General features: G+C 56.3%; 15 protein-coding genes. 12 read left to right on the plus strand and 3 right to left on the minus strand.

Going from position 1 to position 17182, the window contains the following annotated elements; translation table 11 throughout:
- Nucleotides 1–25: 25 nt before the first annotated feature.
- The 5 genes from ACXHXG_RS11975 (at nucleotide 26) to hemH (ending at nucleotide 6018) form a co-directional block, all read left to right on the plus strand.
- Nucleotides 26–1477, plus strand: coding sequence for a homospermidine synthase (locus ACXHXG_RS11975; RefSeq protein ID WP_457899381.1), 1452 nt, complete (start codon nucleotides 26–28; stop codon nucleotides 1475–1477).
- 182 nt (nucleotides 1478–1659) lie between these two features.
- Nucleotides 1660–2034 (plus strand): outer membrane lipoprotein Omp10, encoded by a 375-nt coding sequence (gene omp10 / locus ACXHXG_RS11980; protein ID WP_457899382.1) that lies wholly within the window; start codon nucleotides 1660–1662, stop codon nucleotides 2032–2034.
- 34 nt (nucleotides 2035–2068) lie between these two features.
- Complete coding sequence (locus ACXHXG_RS11985) at nucleotides 2069–2389, plus strand: hypothetical protein (RefSeq protein WP_104824245.1); 321 nt, start codon at nucleotides 2069–2071, stop codon at nucleotides 2387–2389.
- A 150-nt stretch (nucleotides 2390–2539) separates the two neighbouring features.
- On the plus strand, nucleotides 2540–4894 hold the full coding sequence (locus ACXHXG_RS11990; RefSeq protein ID WP_457899383.1) for a 5'-nucleotidase C-terminal domain-containing protein: 2355 nt from the start codon (nucleotides 2540–2542) through the stop codon (nucleotides 4892–4894).
- A gap of 98 nt (nucleotides 4895–4992) precedes the next feature.
- Complete coding sequence (gene hemH / locus ACXHXG_RS11995) at nucleotides 4993–6018, plus strand: ferrochelatase (RefSeq protein WP_457899384.1); 1026 nt, start codon at nucleotides 4993–4995, stop codon at nucleotides 6016–6018.
- 60 nt (nucleotides 6019–6078) lie between these two features.
- Here the strand turns inward: hemH and ACXHXG_RS12000 are convergent, their stop codons facing one another.
- Complete coding sequence (locus ACXHXG_RS12000) at nucleotides 6079–6987, minus strand: S1C family serine protease (RefSeq protein WP_104824248.1); 909 nt, start codon at nucleotides 6985–6987, stop codon at nucleotides 6079–6081.
- A gap of 363 nt (nucleotides 6988–7350) precedes the next feature.
- Here ACXHXG_RS12000 and ACXHXG_RS12005 point away from each other — a divergent pair, with 363 nt between their 5' ends.
- Both ACXHXG_RS12005 and ACXHXG_RS12010 read left to right on the plus strand, forming a co-directional pair.
- Nucleotides 7351–8367 (plus strand): SPFH domain-containing protein, encoded by a 1017-nt coding sequence (locus tag ACXHXG_RS12005; protein ID WP_104824249.1) that lies wholly within the window; start codon nucleotides 7351–7353, stop codon nucleotides 8365–8367.
- Between the two features lies 1 nt (nucleotide 8368).
- Nucleotides 8369–8827: an NfeD family protein gene (locus tag ACXHXG_RS12010; protein WP_104824250.1), complete on the plus strand. Its 459-nt coding sequence runs from the start codon at nucleotides 8369–8371 to the stop codon at nucleotides 8825–8827.
- Here ACXHXG_RS12010 and ACXHXG_RS12015 read toward each other — a convergent pair whose 3' ends face one another.
- Nucleotides 8828–9823, minus strand: a complete 996-nt coding sequence (locus ACXHXG_RS12015) for a KpsF/GutQ family sugar-phosphate isomerase (protein ID WP_104824251.1) — start codon at nucleotides 9821–9823, stop codon at nucleotides 8828–8830.
- Between the two features lie 225 nt (nucleotides 9824–10048).
- On the opposite strand from ACXHXG_RS12015, the gene ACXHXG_RS12020 reads away from it, so the two are divergent.
- The 5 genes from ACXHXG_RS12020 to ACXHXG_RS12040 all read left to right on the plus strand — a co-directional run bounded on the left by ACXHXG_RS12020 (nucleotide 10049) and on the right by ACXHXG_RS12040 (nucleotide 15510).
- Entirely contained in the window at nucleotides 10049–11971 is a 1923-nt protein-coding gene (locus ACXHXG_RS12020; protein WP_457899385.1) for a recombinase family protein, read from the plus strand.
- 526 nt (nucleotides 11972–12497) lie between these two features.
- The gene (locus ACXHXG_RS12025) at nucleotides 12498–12935 is read left to right on the plus strand and encodes a very short patch repair endonuclease (RefSeq protein WP_457899386.1); all 438 of its coding nucleotides are present in this window, start codon (nucleotides 12498–12500) and stop codon (nucleotides 12933–12935) included.
- 129 nt (nucleotides 12936–13064) lie between these two features.
- Nucleotides 13065–13418, plus strand: coding sequence for a hypothetical protein (locus tag ACXHXG_RS12030; protein WP_457899387.1), 354 nt, complete (start codon nucleotides 13065–13067; stop codon nucleotides 13416–13418).
- Nucleotides 13419–13432: 14 nt separating this feature from the next.
- The gene (locus ACXHXG_RS12035) at nucleotides 13433–13660 is read left to right on the plus strand and encodes a helix-turn-helix domain-containing protein (protein WP_457899388.1); all 228 of its coding nucleotides are present in this window, start codon (nucleotides 13433–13435) and stop codon (nucleotides 13658–13660) included.
- Nucleotides 13657–15510 (plus strand): DEAD/DEAH box helicase family protein, encoded by a 1854-nt coding sequence (locus tag ACXHXG_RS12040; RefSeq protein ID WP_457899389.1) that lies wholly within the window; start codon nucleotides 13657–13659, stop codon nucleotides 15508–15510. Before ACXHXG_RS12035 ends, ACXHXG_RS12040 begins: the two co-directional genes overlap by 4 nt.
- A gap of 12 nt (nucleotides 15511–15522) precedes the next feature.
- Here the strand turns inward: ACXHXG_RS12040 and ACXHXG_RS12045 are convergent, their stop codons facing one another.
- Nucleotides 15523–17172, minus strand: coding sequence for a DNA cytosine methyltransferase (locus ACXHXG_RS12045; protein WP_457899390.1), 1650 nt, complete (start codon nucleotides 17170–17172; stop codon nucleotides 15523–15525).
- Between the last annotated feature and the right edge of the window lie 10 nt (nucleotides 17173–17182).

A 17182-nucleotide genomic window follows, 5' to 3' on the forward strand; every position in this document is an offset into this window, starting at 1 on the left:
GTCCTGCCCTTCGAAGGAGACAAGAATGACGGAACAGAACTATCCGGTATATGCCGAAATTACCGGTCCGATCGTAATGATCGGCTTTGGCTCCATCGGCCGCGGCACCTTGCCCCTGATCGAACGCCATTTCAAATTCGACAAAAGCCGGATGGTCGTCATCGACCCGCAATTGGACGCCGACCACAAGGCGATCCTGGAAAAGCATGGCGTCCGCTATATCGAGGAATATGTCACCAAGGACAATTACAAGGACCTCTTGAAGCCCCTCCTGACGGAAGGCGGCGGCCAGGGCTTCTGCGTCAACCTCTCGGTAGACACCTCCTCGCTCGACCTGATCAAGCTGTGCCGCAAGCTCGACGTGCTCTATGTCGATACGGTCGTCGAGCCCTGGCTCGGCTTCTATTTCGACAAGAACATGAAAAACGCCGACCGCACCAACTACGCGCTGCGTGAAACCGTGCGCAAGGAAAAGGCAAAGAACCCCGGTGGTGCGACGGCTGTTTCCACCTGCGGCGCAAACCCGGGCATGGTTTCCTGGTTCGTCAAGCAGGCGCTCGTCAATCTCGCCAACGATATCGGCATCAAGTTCGACGAGCCGGATCAGCATGACCGCGAAGGCTGGGCAAAGCTGATGAAGAAGGTCGGCGTCAAGGGCATCCACATCGCCGAGCGTGACACTCAGCGCACCAAGCATCCGAAGCCGCTGAACGTATTCTGGAACACCTGGTCCGTCGAAGGCTTCATCTCCGAAGGCATGCAGCCGGCTGAACTCGGCTGGGGCACCCATGAAACGTGGATGCCGAAGAACGCCAAGAAGCACAAGAAGGGCTGCCAGGCCGCCATCTATCTCGAGCAGCCGGGCGCCAACACCCGCGTTCGCACCTGGTGCCCGACCCCCGGCCCGCAATACGGCTTCCTCGTCACGCACAATGAGTCAATCTCGATCGCCGATTTCTTCACGGTCCGCGACAAGGATGGCGACGTCACCTTCCGCCCAACCTGCCACTACGCCTATCATCCCGCCAACGACGCCGTGCTGTCGCTGCACGAAATGTTCGGCAACGGCGGCACGGCGCAGCCGGTCCATCACGTTCTGGACGAAGACGAGCTTGAGGACGGCATCGACGAACTCGGCGTGCTGCTCTATGGCCACGACAAGAACGCCTATTGGTACGGTTCGCGTCTGTCGCTCGAAGAGACCCGCCGCATCGCTCCTTACCAGAATGCAACCGGCCTGCAGGTGACCTCCGCCGTGCTCGCCGGCATGGTCTGGGCCCTGGAAAATCCGACCGCCGGCATCGTCGAAGCTGACGAGATCGACTACAAGCGCTGCCTCGAAGTACAGTTGCCGTATCTCGGTCCGGTTGAAGGCCACTACACCGACTGGACTCCGCTTGACGGCCGTCCGGGCCTGTTCCCGGAAGACATCGACACCAAGGATCCTTGGCAGTTCAAGAACATCCTGGTTCGCTGATCGACGGATCATCCGAACAGTCAGAAACTCAAATGCCCGCACTGGTCGTGCGGGCATTTTTGTTACGCTCGCCGGATAAATCGACCTGACGGGTTCTGAAGCCTTGCTTTCAACAGATGGCCACGGCATGGTTTCCCGCAACCAACATGACATTAGTCCGCCTTCAATCGCGGGAGACATTTATGAAGATCAGAACCAGCATTGCCCTTCTCGCCGCCGCAGCAGCCTTGTCCGCCTGCGTCGATTTCGGCGGATCGAGGCCTCCGCCGGCCATGCGCGCCAGCGTCCAGCCGCAGACAGGGGTAGAAGGCAACTGGAGCGATGCAAACGGCCTCATTTCGACCTTCCAGGCCGGCACATTCACGACCCACACCACCGACAGCAATTCGGTTCTGGCCTCCGGCACCTATACCAGCGTTTCTCCCAGCCTGATCGAGATCAACATGACCTCGCTGGTGCGCAAGACTCAGTCCAAGATCAACTGCGCCATGATCAGCCCCTCCCAGCTCAATTGCACGTCCGATGCCGGGAAGCAGTTCTCCCTCAATCGCCGATAGGGCTGAAACGGGCGCCGCGGACGGATAGATCGCCATGCGCAGATTGGTGCTCTATCTCGTTTTGGTCGCCGCATTGCCGGTCGCTATCCTGGCGGCGGCTTTGCCTGCCAACAGCTATAAGGCACAAGGCATCGCGGCGCTCGATTGTGACGGACCGATAAGCGTCTTCATCATCGCCCTGCCTGCTTTACTGATCTATGGCGCCGGCACGATCCTGCTTTACCGCGATGGCAGCCGGCGCTTTCATCGCATCGCTGCCCTTTGCTGCCTGCTTCTCACCCTTGCCATCGGCTGGAATGTCCTCGCCGCCCTGCGGGAATCCTATGGCGATGCCTCCATTGAGGCTTGCGCCTGATACAGCGGCTTCTTTTCCGTTGATTTGCAAAATCCTAATAAAGCCAACAGCTTTTGCTTGCGCTCTTTTCGCCGGGATGGAAAGATTCACCCCGGGGGTACCGCTGCGGGACATGGGCGGGCCGGATATGGTGAGTAACAGGAGAGAGAGATGACGAAGCCCTTGGGTATGGGTCTTTTGGCCGTTGCGGCCTTGGCGCTGAGCGCCAGCACCGCTTTCGCGGATTACCAGCTCAACATTCTGCACTTCAACGATTTCCATTCGCGCGTGGAACCGATCAACAAGTTCGACGCCACCTGCTCTGCCGCCGAAGAAAGCAAGAATGAATGCTTCGGCGGCGCAGCGAGGCTGAAGACCGCGATCGACCAGCGTCGCGCCGCACTTTCCGGCCAAAATGTCCTGCTGCTCGATGCCGGCGACAATTTTCAGGGTTCGCTTTTCTACACGACCTACAAGGGAGCTGCCGAGGTCGAATTCCTCAACGATATGAAGATCGACGCCATGACCGTCGGCAACCATGAATTCGATGACGGCGAAGGCCCGCTCGCCGCCTTCCTCGACAAGGCGCAATTCCCCGTCGTCACCGCCAATCTGGTCATCGACGGCGAATCGAAAATCGGCGATCGCATCAAGAAATCGATCGTGCTCGATATCGGCGGCCAGAAGATCGGCATCGTCGGCGCGGTCACGACCGAGACGCCGGAGCTCTCCTCCCCCGGCCCACACGTCAAGATCACGGACGATGCGGCCGCCATCAGTGCCGAAGTGGATGCGCTGAAGTCGCAGGGCGTCAACAAGATCATCGCGCTTACCCATGTCGGCTATCCGCGCGACGTCGCCCAGATCGCCAGAATCGCCGGCGTCGATGTCGTCGTCGGCGGCCATTCGCATACGCTTCTGTCGAATACGGACCCGAAAGCCGCCGGTCCCTATCCGACCATGGTCGACAACCCTGCAGGTTATAAAGTCCCGGTCGTTCAGGCGGCCTCCTACAGCAAATATCTCGGCGATGTCGTCATCACCTTCGATGACAATGGCGTCGTCAAGGAAGCCAAGGGCGATCCGATCCTGCTCGATTCTTCGATCAAACAGGACCCCGCCATTGCCGCCCGTGTCCAGGAGATGGCCAAGCCGATCGAGGAACTGCGCCATAAAATCATTGGCGCCACGCAGGCCCCGATCGAAGGCGCACGCGAGATTTGCCGCGTTCAGGAATGCTCCATGGGCGATCTCGTCGCCGACGCTATGCTGGATCGCACAAAAAATCAGAACATCGCCATCGCCATCCAGAACGGCGGCGGCCTGCGCGCCTCGATCGGCGCCGGTGACGTCACCATGGGTGACGTGCTGACCGTGCTGCCCTTCCAGAACACCATCGCCACTTTCCAGTTGACGGGCGCTGACGTGAAGACGGCATTGGAAAACGGCCTCAGCCAGATCGACGATGGCGCCGGCCGCTTCCCGCAGGTCGCTGGTATCAAATATGCCTTCGATAAATCAAAGCCGCCCGGCAGCAGGGTCGTCTCCGTCGTTGTGCAGGAAGGCACGGAGTTCGTGCCGCTCGATCCCAACAAGACCTACGGCGTCGTCAGCAATAATTACATGCGCGCCGGCGGAGACGGTTACGTCGTCTTCGCGCAGAACGGCAAGAACGCCTATGACTTCGGCCCCGACCTCGAAGCGGTGGTCGCCGATTATCTGGCGTCGCATAATCCCTACAAGCCCTACACCGATGGCCGCATCGCACAGCTCGGCGGCACCGCAACCGTTGCCCAACCGGAGGCAGGCAAGCCGGCGGAGACGCAACAGGCAGCATCATCGGATCAGAAGCCCGCCCCGGCTGCGGCCGATACCGGCGCAGCCCCTTCCACGACGGCTCCCGCTGCTTCGACGTCAACATCTCAGACGGCAGCACCCGCCGCGACCCCTCCGGCGACGACCACCACTCCGGAAACAGCAGCCCCAGCTACTACCGCTCCGGCAACGACGACTGCGCCGACCACGACCGCGCCCGCTGCGTCGACACCCAGCACCACCACACCTGCCACGTCAACGCCTGAGACCACGGCCCCCGCCGCGACGCCTCCGACGACGACCACTCCCGCAACAACAGCCCCAGCTACCACCGCTCCAGCTACGACCACAGCGCCCGAGACCACCACGCCTGCCACTTCAGCACCCAGCACCACCACCACCACGCCTGCCACATCAACGCCTGAGGCCACGGCGCCGGCGACGGCTGCCCCGGCAACACCGACCACCACGCCGACAACCGCTCCTGCTGCCGCGGCGACGGCACCGGAGACTCCCGCACCGGCACCCCAGGCCAGCGAGCCTCCGAAAACGCCGACCACCCATGTCATCGCCGTCGGCGACACACTCTGGGATCTCGCCAAGACCTACTACGGCGATGCCGGCGAATGGCGCAAACTCGTGGCCGCCAACCGCAATCTCAGAGCGCGCCACCTTACCATCGGCCGTGAATTGAAGATTCCGGCCAAGTAAGGACGATTTGTCTCGTAAAAGTCAGCCGGTCCGGGCTTTCCCGGGCCGGTTTTTGTTCCTATGTGAGGTGCTCCGTTTCGTTGAGAGGACCACAATTGATGATCGCAGAAGCCCCGACTGGCCAATCGCAGCAAAAATCCGGCAAGATCGGCGTCCTTCTCGTCAATCTCGGCACGCCCGACGGCACCGACTACACGTCGATGCGGCGCTATCTGCGCGAATTCCTGACGGACAAGCGCGTCATCGAGTGGTCGCCATGGAAGTGGTATCCGATCCTGTTCGGCATCGTCCTCAACACCCGCCCCGGCAAGGTCGGCAAGGCGTATGAGACGATCTGGAACAAGGAAAAGAACGAAAGTTTCCTGCGCACCTATACCCGCAACCAATCGGATTTGATGGCAGCGCGGTTGACGGACCTGCCGGATGTTATTGTCGATTGGGCGATGCGCTACGGCAAGCCAGCGATCGGCGAGCGCATCCAGGTGCTGAAGGATCAGGGTTGCGACCGTATCTTGCTGTTTCCGCTCTATCCGCAATATGCGGCTGCGACCACCGCCACCGTCAATGACAAGGCTTTCGAAAAGCTGATGGCCATGCGCTGGCAGCCGGCGCTGCGCACCGTGCCGGATTATCATACCGATCCCACCTATATCGAGGCGCTCGCCAACTCCGTCACCCGGCACCTCGCCACGCTCGACTGGCAACCGGAGAAGATCCTGGCCTCCTTCCACGGCATTCCGCTTTCCTATTCCGAGAAAGGCGATCCCTATTATCGGCAATGCGTCGAGACCAGCCGGTTGCTGCGCGAAAAGCTTGGGCTCTCCGAAGACCGGTTCATGCTTACCTTCCAGTCCCGCTTCGGACCGGAGGAATGGCTGCAACCCTACACTGACAAGACGGTGGAGCACCTTGCCAGGGAGGGCACCAAACGCATCGCCGTCCTCAACCCCGGTTTCGTCTCGGATTGCTTGGAAACGCTCGAAGAAATCGCCGAACAGGCTGCCGAATCCTTCCACCACAATGGCGGCGAGAAGTTCACGCATATTCCCTGCCTGAACGACGGCGAAGACGGCATGCGGGTGCTGGAAAAAGTGGTCAGGCGGGAGTTGCTTGGCTGGATTTGATGCCTGCCATGCGCCCGTGGCGTCGGATGCTGTTCCAGCCGCCGCCACGATCGCCCTGCCTCATTGCAACTGCGGCTTCCTCAGAAAGCTGCTGCGGTCGGCCGACTTGACGCGTAGCCATGCTTCGCGGCCGTTGCGCAATATCCTCATGGGGATTTCTGCACCGGCGGGGCCGCTTTCCCAGACCTTGCGGTAAAAATCGGCCAGGCTGTCCACTTCCCCATCCCGGATCTCGGAGATGACGTCGCCGCGACGCAAGCCCGCCTGGGCGGCCGGACCTCCTTCTGCCACGCTCATGACCACGACCTCCCCATTGCTTTCGGCGGAGAAAGCCCCGAGCCAAGGCCTCGGCGGCTTATTGACCTGACCGCGGTTGAGCAGATCATCAAGAATGGGCGGCAACAAATCGATCGGAACGACCATGTTGATATCGGCAGCCTCATTATTTTGTGAGGCCATCTGCAGGTGAAGTGAGCCGATGCCCAATAGCTTGCCGTGCGCGTCGAGAAGCGCGGCACCTCCCCATGAAGGATGGGCGGGCGCGACGAAGATCGCCTCCTCCAGCAGATATTCCCAATAGCCGGCGAATTCCTGCTTGGCCACGATGCTTGCCCGGACGAATTGACCGACCCCATCGGCAATCACCACGGGATCGCCGATCGCGGCCTTGGCCACGTTGCCGAATTCCAAAGCGGGGACACCAAGCGATCCGAGTGCCTGGACCAGACCGAAACCGGTCTCCTGATCATAGGCAAGCGCATGGGCGGGCACCACGCGGCCTTCATTGGTCGTAAGCCAAACCTCCTCGGCCTCGGTGATGAGATAGCCGATCGTGAGAACCAGTCCGTTATCCCTGATGACCACACCGCTGCCTTCCCGCCGGGTTCCCAGCGCCCCAGCCGTAAAGGCATCGTCCGGAATTGAAGCGTGCACGGCCACGATTGACCGCAAAGTCCTGTCGATATTCATCGTCTCACCCTGGTGATGTGCCATGCCGCGGCTCGGAGGGTCGCGCGGCGGCAGAAACCGGATACTTTTCCTCCCCTTAAGGTATGAACATGTGCGGTCAGGTGCAAGGCCTGAGTGAAATTGGGAGGGTGACGGAACCGTCTGTTCCAGCCGCAAACAACGAGATTTCCCCCCGCCCTTTCGTACGTGAAATAGGGCAAGGAGTCGGATGGCACCGCCCATTCCGCCCTTGCCGAGAACATGCTAACCCACCACATCTGATTGACCTGCTGCGTCGCTTGTTCGCCCGAATACGCAGAGATCGCGGCAGTGCTTTGAAGTGACGCAAACCCTGCATCGTGTGGGGCGTCCATGGAGGATTTTATGGTAATCGGTGGGTTCAGCATCTTTGCGGTTGCCTTGGTTGTTTTGGTCATCCTGGTGCTGTTTGCGGGTATCAAAACGGTGCCGCAGGGATATCGCTACACGGTCCAGCGCTTCGGCCGCTATATGCGCACGCTGGAGCCGGGGCTCAATCTGATCGTGCCCTTCATCGAAACGGTCGGCGCACGCATGAACGTGATGGAACAGGTCCTCGCCGTGCCGACGCAGGAGGTCATCACCAAGGACAACGCCAGCATCTCAGCAGATGCGGTCGCCTTCTTCCAGGTGCTGAATGCGGCGCAGGCCGCCTATCAGATTACCAATCTCGAAACCGCGATCCTCAATCTCACCAAAACCAACATCCGCTCCGTCATGGGCTCGATGGACCTCGATGAATTGCTGTCGAACCGCGACGCCATCAACGAGCGGCTGCTACGCGTGGTCGACGAAGCAGCCGAGCCCTGGGGTATCAAGGTGACGCGCGTGGAAATCAAGGACATCCAGCCGCCGAAGGATCTTGTCGATGCCATGGCGCGGCAGATGAAGGCCGAGCGCGAAAAGCGTGCGCAGGTTCTCGAAGCGGAAGGCTTGCGCAATGCGCAGATTCTGCGCGCCGAAGGAGCCAAGCAGGCGGCTGTCCTACAGGCCGAAGGCCAGCGGGAGGCTGCATTCCGCAATGCCGAGGCCCGAGAGCGCCTGGCCGAGGCTGAAGCCAAGGCGACGCGCGTGGTGTCCGAGGCGATTGCCGAGGGCAATGTCCAGGCGATCAACTACTTCATTGCGCAGAAATACACCGAAGCCCTCAGCGCAATCGGCTCGGCCGGCAATTCGAAGATTGTGCTCATGCCGATGGAGGCCAGCTCCATCATCGGCTCGCTCGGCGGCATCGGCGCTATCGCCCGCGAAGTCTTCGGCGACAATGGCGATGGCAGCGGCGCGCCACAGCCTCCTCGTCCCCGGACAGGCCCCGCACGCACCACGCCGACGATCAATCCGCTGACATCAAAGGAGAGCTGAAATGTTCGACAATCTCGTCGTCGAACTCGGCCCCTGGAGCTGGTGGCTGGTAGGTCTGATTCTGCTCGCGGCCGAACTGATCCTGCCGGGCTTCTTCCTGGTATGGATCGGCTTGGCCGGCATCATCGTCGGCGCTTTGTCACTGCTTTTCTGGGATAGCGCCTTCTGGGTCTGGCAACTGCAGGGACTTGTCTTCGCCGCGACGGCCGTGATCGTCACCCTCATCGGCCGCCACTATCTCTATAACAACAGCCAGGCCACCGACGAGCCGTTCCTCAACCAGCGCAGCGCCAGCTTGGTCGGACGCACGGCGACGCTCGACCAACCGATCACCGAAGGCCGGGGGCGCATTCGCCTGAACGATACTTATTGGACGGTCAACGGACCGGATCTGCCAGTCGGCACCCGCGTCAAGGTCGTTGCCAGCAGCGGCCGCGACCTCACGGTCGAACCCGTCTGATCAGGCGACGCCGATCCGCAGCAGATCGTGGAAGTGGACGATGCCGACAGGCCGCCGGGCATCGTCGACGACGATCAGCGCCGAGATGTTGTGACGATTGAGTACGGCCATTGCGCCGGTCGCCAGCGTCGTTTCCTTCACCGTCTTCGGATTGCGCGTCATCACCTCGTCCACGCGCATCTCCGCAAGGTTGTTGCCGAGATTGCGGGCAATGTCGCCATCGGTCACAATGCCGCAAAGGCAACCGTCATCATCGACGACGCCGACGCAACCAAAGCGCATTTGCGCTAGCGTCATGACCGCTTCGCGCATGCCCGTGCCAAGCTTGACCAGGGGTACGCGATCGCCCTTGTGCATGATATCGGCGACATGCGAGAGGCTAGCGCCCAGCTTGCCACCCGGATGGAAGGTGCGGAAATCCTCGGCGGTGAAGCCGCGCGCCTCCAGCAGAGCCACGGTGAGCGCATCGCCGATCGCGAGCTGCAGCAGCGTCGATGTGGTGGGCGCCAGCCCGTGCGGGCAGGCTTCCTGTTCCTTAGGCAGCAATAGAACGACATCCGATTCTCGCGCCAGCGTAGAGGTCTCGCCCGATGTAATGGCGATCATCGGGATCGAGAAGCGACGGGAATAGCTGATGATGCCGCGCAACTCCGCACTTTCGCCGCTCCAGGACATCGCGATGATGACGTCGTCCTGCGTGATCATGCCGAGATCGCCGTGATTGGCCTCGACCGGATGCACGAAAAAGGCCGGAGTTCCGGTGGAGGCCAGGCTGGCGGCAAGCTTGTTGCCGATATGACCGCTCTTGCCGACACCGGTGATGATGACGCGGCCGGTGATATCGCCGATGATCTCGACCGCGCGGCTGAAGGGCTCGGCCAGACCATTGGTCAGGGCGCGTTCCAGCGCCTCCATGCCCCGTCTCTCGGTCTCGATCGTCCGCATCGCGGATTCGATCGCACCGTTCTCGATGAGTCTTACAGCTCTCTTATTCATGACGGAGGCCTAACGCTTTTCTGCAAATCTGTCCACCGGAGATCGATTTTGTGCAGCGGAGATCGGCCGTCGCGCCACCAAAGCCAGTTCCGTCACCATGACTCCTTGTAGTCGGCTGGCAAGGAAGCGTTAACCATGGGCCTTTAGTACACTGTTGTTTTACATACACAGCGCAATGCACCATTTTTTAAGCGGTGACGTGGTGAAATTGCGCTGAGGTGAGATATGGAAATTACAGTCAGACCAAAGGCTTACTCGTACATCCGTATGAGTACGGAGCGGCAAATCTCCGGTGACAGTCTTAGACGCCAGTTACAGAACAGCCGCGACTACGCGCTGGCGCATGGTCTCGATTTGGATGAGACACTGCGCGATATAGGCGTTTCGGCCTATACCGGCGCCAACGTCGAAAATGGCGCGCTGGGAAAATTCTTGCAGTTAGTCAAATCTGGGAAGGTTGATCAGGGCAGTTACCTGATTATTGAAAGCCTCGACCGATTATCACGTAAGAACGTGCTTGAAGCGTTGCCGCCATTTTTGGCGATCATCAATGCGGGCATCATCATCGTCACGCTTGCAGACGAGCAAGTCTACTCTCAGCGCACGATTGAGAACAATCCATACCAGTTAATGGGCAGTCTCGTTGTGATGATCCGGGCGAACGAGGAAAGCAGCACAAAAAGCAAGCGCATCCAAGAAGCCATGACAAAGATGCGCGAAGCTGCGATGCGTGGCGAAAGCCGGTACAATATCAACCTCCCGTCATGGATCGACGCTAGCAAAGGCGTTAAGGGCGAAATTACCTATAAGCTCAACCACCATGCTGCGACGGTAAAGATGATTTACGAGTTGGCGGCCGAAGGCTTAGGCCAGATGGAGATTTGCCGCATTTTGCACCGAGAGAACACTCCGGTTTTCAAGAAAGCGAAAGCTGGCTGGCATCAATCCGCAGTTAGTCACTTGTTGAACTACCCCGCCGTGATCGGCACATATCAGCCAAAAGAGCATCGGAACGGCAAATATTTCGACGCTGGACCGCCACAGAGGAACTTCTTTCCCGCCGCGATCGATGAAGACCTTTATCTTCGTGCGATGAAGGCGAAAAAGGCCCGCCCTCATAGAGGCCGCAAAGGCGAAACGTTCACCAACCTGTTTCAGGGCATGGTCACATGCGGGGTTTGCCAGGGTTCGATGACGCTCTATTTCGGTCGAAAAAAGCAGCAAAAGTACCTGCGCTGCTATAACCGAATGCGAACATTCAAACGCTATGGGGAAGAGAAAAAACAGCATCAGTGCACGAGTGGCAAAGGCATCAACTATGATCGTCTTGAAACTGCCATGCTGGATTTCGTGCCAGAATTTCGATTGCACGAGATTTTCAAAATTCAGGACGACACTGGCGACCTCAACGTGATCGCGAGACGGCTGATCGATATCGAGGCCGAGTTTAAGGCCCTCGACCAGAAAAACACGTCGCTGATTGAAGAGATATCGACTGCACCGAAAAACCTCCGGCACCTCTTCCACAAGCAGTTGGATGCCAATTCTGAGAAGCAAAAACAACTCGAAGCCGAGCAAGTCGATTTAGAAGCGCAACGCGCTGGCATTCTGACGGCGAACAAGGCCAAGATGGATATCGAAGCCGAGATTGCAGAAGAACGCGCCCGCTGGACTACTTTGTCAAAAGAGGACCTTTATCGGTCACGATCTCGCGTGCATTTCGCTTATAAGCGTTTCATTCAGATGATGACGTTTGACCCTGAAACGCAGGAAGTGACCGTAATCATCGCGAACGGCCTTCGCGCGCACAAATTCAAATACGGGAAACTCACAAAGAGTTTCGATGCAGTCGCGGCGGGCTTCATCAACGACAAGCCCGGTTCAATGCGGCCTGAACATTTCGTGACCGATATACGTCTCGAACGCGATGATGAGAAAAACTTGCTGCCCAACAGCCAACGGGATTTGGCCGATGGCTTAGCAGTGGTCAAGACGCTCCTTGATGCAAAAGAAAATGGATCTCTGCCAAATCCAACTAATCCGCGTCTCAACGATCCCGATGTGATTGGAATGAAAGCCGAACGTCAGGCTCGTGCTGAGGCGTGGGGCGCTGATCGTGATCGGCGACGGGCCGAGAAAAACCGCTAATCGCCAACGACGCGAGGCGCATCGATCCCAAGGATACGGATTTTCGATCGGGAGATCAAAGCATGGCTATCTGATTTCTTAATCAGTTGGGCCATGTGCGCTATGTCTGTGCTAAAATTTGCTGATACGCCCGTTAGAGAGTAACCGAGCAATCATCAATTCCAGCTCGTTGGGCGAAAGGGACTTCGCGTATTCACGATTATACCGAAGAGTGGAATCTTTAAGTTCCATGTTCCCACACTCTTCTGTTGCGTCGACAAACCGCAACCTCGCCGCCTCGACCGAAAGCTCGGGCCGGTTGAAAAACAACTTGATACGGGCCGCGTGCATCGCCTTAGAAAGGGGATCAGTTGCCATCGGAATTGGAAGATTATGGTTTTAAAATATTGATTTAGAAGAATATAATGCATGCTTGACAATGTGCTACTCAATCGAGGTTGTACTTTGGAAGATCGAGAGGTTGAGTCAAGGTTTGTCATCGCTATTGCCCGAGACTATTGTGAGCGTTCTCAATGGAGGCATAGCAATGGGTGATCGGGTATCACCTGAGGTTCGGTCTAAAATAATGTCTAGGATACGGGGAAAGGACACATCCCCGGAAATGAAAGTTAGGCGTTGCGCCCACGCCTTAGGCTTTCGCTTCAGGCTACATGTTGCGGGGCTACCTGGACGACCGGACCTGGTATTCCCGAGTCGTAGGAAGATAATTTTCGTTCATGGATGTTTTTGGCATCGCCATACCGATTGTAAACTCGCGACTACTCCTCGCAGCAATGTCGATTTTTGGCAGGGAAAATTTCAACGCAATCTTGCCCGAGATATTGTTATTTTAGAGAAATTGCATGCCCTTGGATGGAAGGTATTGGTGATATGGGAATGTCAAATTAGTAACGATACCGCTCTCGCAGAGATAATTAAGTCCTTTCTTTTAGCAGAATTTGCGTCCTCCACAGAGTCGCCTTAGTTAACGTTTTGTTATCAACGTTGAAATTGCTCTCAACAGCAGAACAAATTGAAATTTTGCTCTCCCATAGGTGGTTTCCCCGTTGACGTGATCCGGAAAATGGATGACCCTCTAGGTTGAGGAGGGGTTATGCAAAAACCGGCCCAGTTTAGAGCGATATTTGCGGAATTGCGCAGCGGGTTGGGGCCGGATATACCAGCGAAACAACTTGCTCAAATCGCAATCCTTATTATGCGAGCGTATCGGGATGCGAGCGAAGATGTAGATGGCTGGGGAGTTTCCACCGAGAGTCGCGCGTTCCAGACACTCCCGGTGGATGAAGCGATGAAAGATGGAGGCTGGAGGGTTCTTGAGTTTGAAATCCGACGGTACTCAAAGATCGACGATATTGGCTTGAATGCAACTTTGGCGCTACGCGCCGCAATTGAGAAGTACTTGGGGCCAGCATGGAGACATCATCAATTACCGCCGGATCGGCTCTAGCCGCGAAAGAGCACATGCTCTCCGGAAAGCCGTTAACGCGTATGGAAGCCCTTGTTCTGTTCGGTCTCTCCAACTTACCGGAGCTGGTCTATGAGATGCGCCAACAAGGTTTCGTTGTGAAGAACCGTAAGGTCCCATATGCGACAGCAATGGTTCGCATTAATCAGCATGCGGTGTTAAAGCCGCCCGCAAACCTGCCAATTAGAGAAATTTTGTTCACGGAGTATTGGGTGAACAAGTGAAGAGAAGCTTTTCTCTTCGGCAGAGATTTATTTTAGCACTCATAAGTGGCGGAAAATGTGCGTTATGCGGAGAGCGCTTGCGTAAAGGTTTCCATGCTGATCATGTTCATCCGTTTTCTCGTTATGGAAAAACAGTTCTCTTGAACGGTCAAGCGCTCTGCCCGAAATGCAACTTAAGCAAAGGATCGAAGATGGTGAAGCTTAGACCGTGGCAGAATGACGCCCTGCAAAAAGCTATGGCATGGTTGATCGAACGTGCCGAGGACAAGCATTTTCTCATTAATGCTGCACCCGGAGCCGGTAAGACCATCGCTGCTTGTACGATAGCTAAAAGGTTGATTGATGAAGGTCACATTGATCGGGTTGTCGTAATTGCGCCACGAGTGGAAGTCGTTCGGCAATGGGCCAAGGACTTTTATGCAATAACCGGTCGATACATGGGTCGGGTAACAAGCGACGAGAAAATTGAACTTGACGTCTGTGCAACTTGGGCCGCTGTTCAAAATCTACAGGACGCGTTTCAGGCTGTCTGTGGGGCGTCACGGGTGCTGGTAATATGCGACGAGCACCATCACGCCGCGGTACAGGCTGCTTGGGGAACTGGTGCGACCTCCGCATTCTCGGACGCGAAATATGTCATCGTCTTGACTGGTACGCCAATACGGTCTGATGGGAAGAAGTCGATCTGGATGGCGTATGACGACGCAGGTCAGATCAATCATCCCGAAGACGGAACATACACACTTAGTTACGGCGAAGCAGTTGATCTTGACTATTGTAGGCCCGCCACTTTCCATCGCCATGAAGGGCACTTCACTGTTGATCTCGAAGACGGTGAAACAGTCTCGGTGTCCAGCAAAGAAAAAGCTCAACTGAGCCCCACATTAAACCGCATTCCTGGACTGCAGAGGGCGTTGAATTTTTATCGCCTTGCATGCACTCCTCAATTTGAGGCTGATGGCAAAACGCCCCGAATTGATGGCTATCAGGCAACGATGATTGAATGGGCAACCGCTAAGCTTAATGACCTTCGTTACCGCATGCCTAACGCGGGCGGCCTGGTAATCGCGCCATCGATCGAGATGGCCGAATATATGGTGAAATTGATCGAGTTGGTCGAGGGTGAAACCCCTGCAATCATACATAGCCAAATGCAAAACGCGGAAAATCGCATTGAGGCATTTAGGCACACAGACCGACGTTGGATTGTATCCGTCGCCATGATCTCGGAAGGTGTTGATATCGCCAGGCTGAGGGTTCTTGTATATCTACCCCACGCTCTAACCGAATTGGCGTTTCGTCAGGCTGTTGGTAGAGTAGTTCGCACTAGTGGTCCAAATGACGACACTCGCGCTTATGTGGTAATGCCGTCGTTTGACGTGCTGGAGGCATTCGCTCGCAGAATTGAAGACGAAATGTCTCCTTCTAAGCGCAAAGCTGAAGAACCTCCAAAAACGAAAATTTGCCCCGATTGCACGAGCGAAGTTCCAATTAAGGAAAAGTTCTGCGAGGTGTGTGGCCACGAGTTTCCGGAGAAGGAAGGTCCAGAGCGTTTTAAAGAGTGCAGACAGTGCGGTGGCTTAAACCCATTGCGTGCAAAAAGTTGTGAACATTGCGGTAGTTCCTTCGCTGCGGCTTTCGTTTTGACGCTCGATGAGGCGTTGCGCGCAGGTGCTATCGTTCGAGGAATGGATGTCGAAGAGGAGGAGGTGCGAGAGGCGGAAGCAATCGCCGCCCCGGTTCGAAAGCTCGTTATGGCAAGCGGCGATGAAAAGCTGGTCAAGGTCATAAAGCAACTGCCTGAGGAGAGCTGGGCCAGATTGAAGCGATTGCTCACAGACCAGGAGTAGATGCGCTTCAATTTATCCGGATGTTTTTGCTTTCCGAGGCGTCGTCGCATGTCCGTAGACGTGAGTGCTTAGCCATTTGTTTGTCAGTGCACCTATCAGCATGCCGGCATGAACGGCACTAGCGTTTTTGTGTAATTTCGACACTCCAAGAAGACTTGCATATTTTGTACCGAAATGAGCCGTTAGGGCTACAGCTATCGCGTCGGTAGACTGTGACGGCTGAAAAGAGAGATTTTTGGCAAGGTTTGTGCCTGCCTCGCTGATTTTGTCCAGTAGCGTAAACGGTCGGGTGCCCCCAGGTCCGGCATGACACCAAACATCTTGCATGCGTTCGACATCAACGGTACTTAAATATGAGCTTAACCTTTCGAGCTCCTGATCAATCCGCTCAAGTAAATTGATTGAAACAAAAGATTTGAAGCTGATGAAAGATTCCGGATCGAGTGGAAGAATGTGGATTGATTTCGGAGTTCCGAAATAAAGCCGCACACTCCAAACTGGCTGGCCGATTTCAAACGAGTTCGCTAGCTCGAATCGAACGCCACTTTTGAAATGGAAATTTGGTACTGCAAATCGAAAAGTCCGCTTCGACGGATACTGACGTCCGGCGATATGCGGCGGGGTCCTCGTGGGTGGTGCAACTTTTCCGTTAGATAGGCGGATTCGATCGGACACATGAGGCAATTCGTCTTGGTGTGTCAGCATCATTGCCTGTCCGATAAGGTATGAAATAGTCGGAGGTACGGCGTTTCCGACCATTCGCAGCTTTTGGGTATATGTTTCTCCATAAAATTGAAACGTTATTGGGAATCCTTGGAGGCATGCGCGCTCTCTTACAGTCAAGCGCCTATACACATTCGCGCGCGCGGGCTGCTGGATAATTATACTTTCGCGCGATACGCGAGTGCATGTGGCGGTGATCGTTCTTGCCGAACGAACTATAGGGTCCGGAAATGGCATGGCATTGTATATCGGATGATGTAATTTCGCCGCCTGATTGATGCGAATTTCTTCTTCGTTAAGCTGAACCTCTTCTTCGTGATCATGAAGGTCACTTTTATTTAACGTTATTCCATAAAGAGGATCAGTGATAACAACTTGGCTCAACGAAGTTACGACTTCACCCAAGGTTACGGGAGCCAGCTTTTCCTGATAGGAATTGAGAAGATCGAAGTTAAAGTTTCCTACGATGCAGCGCTGCCTTCGTTGCGGAAGGCCAAACTTTTCCATGTTTAACACGGACATGGTCATCGGTAGATGCCGGAACTCTTCCAGCCGTCCACCAACGACGGCCTCCCGTTGAATGATGGTAGCTACACGCGATACATTCTCCATTGCCCAGTATCGCGGCTTGAGATGATCCACGATCCGCAAGAAACACTTTATATCTTCAAGTCCGTCTTCAATGTCACCTGTGCCGCCCCGATTAGCAAATGAGAATTGAGTGCAGGGCGGGCTGCCGACAACGATATCGATTTCGTTGGGAAGCTGATCAAGCGATAGGCGTCTGATATCGACAGTATGGGCAACATGCTTATTGTTGAGAAAATTTGTTTCGTTGGCGATTGCCCAGCGTTCGTAGGATGCCACTACCTCTATGCCCGCGAGCTTCAGTCCCAAAGACCAGCCACCAACACCGGAATACAAATCGATTGCTCTCAATTTATTAGCC

The sequence above is a fragment of the Rhizobium sp. LEGMi-198b genome, from assembly GCF_054114205.1.

Excerpts from the sequence above, each read along its gene's own strand:
- ACXHXG_RS11975 (WP_457899381.1), top strand. The coding sequence starts at position 26 with ATGACGGAACAGAACTATCCGGTATATGCCGAAATTACCGGTCCGATC.
- omp10 (WP_457899382.1), top strand. The coding sequence starts at position 1,660 with ATGAAGATCAGAACCAGCATTGCCCTTCTCGCCGCCGCAGCAGCCTTG.
- ACXHXG_RS11985 (WP_104824245.1), top strand. The coding sequence starts at position 2,069 with ATGCGCAGATTGGTGCTCTATCTCGTTTTGGTCGCCGCATTGCCGGTC.
- ACXHXG_RS11990 (WP_457899383.1), top strand. The coding sequence starts at position 2,540 with ATGACGAAGCCCTTGGGTATGGGTCTTTTGGCCGTTGCGGCCTTGGCG.
- hemH (WP_457899384.1), top strand. The coding sequence starts at position 4,993 with ATGATCGCAGAAGCCCCGACTGGCCAATCGCAGCAAAAATCCGGCAAG.
- ACXHXG_RS12000 (WP_104824248.1), bottom strand. The coding sequence starts at position 6,987 with ATGAATATCGACAGGACTTTGCGGTCAATCGTGGCCGTGCACGCTTCA.
- ACXHXG_RS12005 (WP_104824249.1), top strand. The coding sequence starts at position 7,351 with ATGGTAATCGGTGGGTTCAGCATCTTTGCGGTTGCCTTGGTTGTTTTG.
- ACXHXG_RS12010 (WP_104824250.1), top strand. The coding sequence starts at position 8,369 with ATGTTCGACAATCTCGTCGTCGAACTCGGCCCCTGGAGCTGGTGGCTG.
- ACXHXG_RS12015 (WP_104824251.1), bottom strand. The coding sequence starts at position 9,823 with ATGAATAAGAGAGCTGTAAGACTCATCGAGAACGGTGCGATCGAATCC.
- ACXHXG_RS12020 (WP_457899385.1), top strand. The coding sequence starts at position 10,049 with ATGGAAATTACAGTCAGACCAAAGGCTTACTCGTACATCCGTATGAGT.
- ACXHXG_RS12025 (WP_457899386.1), top strand. The coding sequence starts at position 12,498 with ATGGGTGATCGGGTATCACCTGAGGTTCGGTCTAAAATAATGTCTAGG.
- ACXHXG_RS12030 (WP_457899387.1), top strand. The coding sequence starts at position 13,065 with ATGCAAAAACCGGCCCAGTTTAGAGCGATATTTGCGGAATTGCGCAGC.
- ACXHXG_RS12035 (WP_457899388.1), top strand. The coding sequence starts at position 13,433 with ATGCTCTCCGGAAAGCCGTTAACGCGTATGGAAGCCCTTGTTCTGTTC.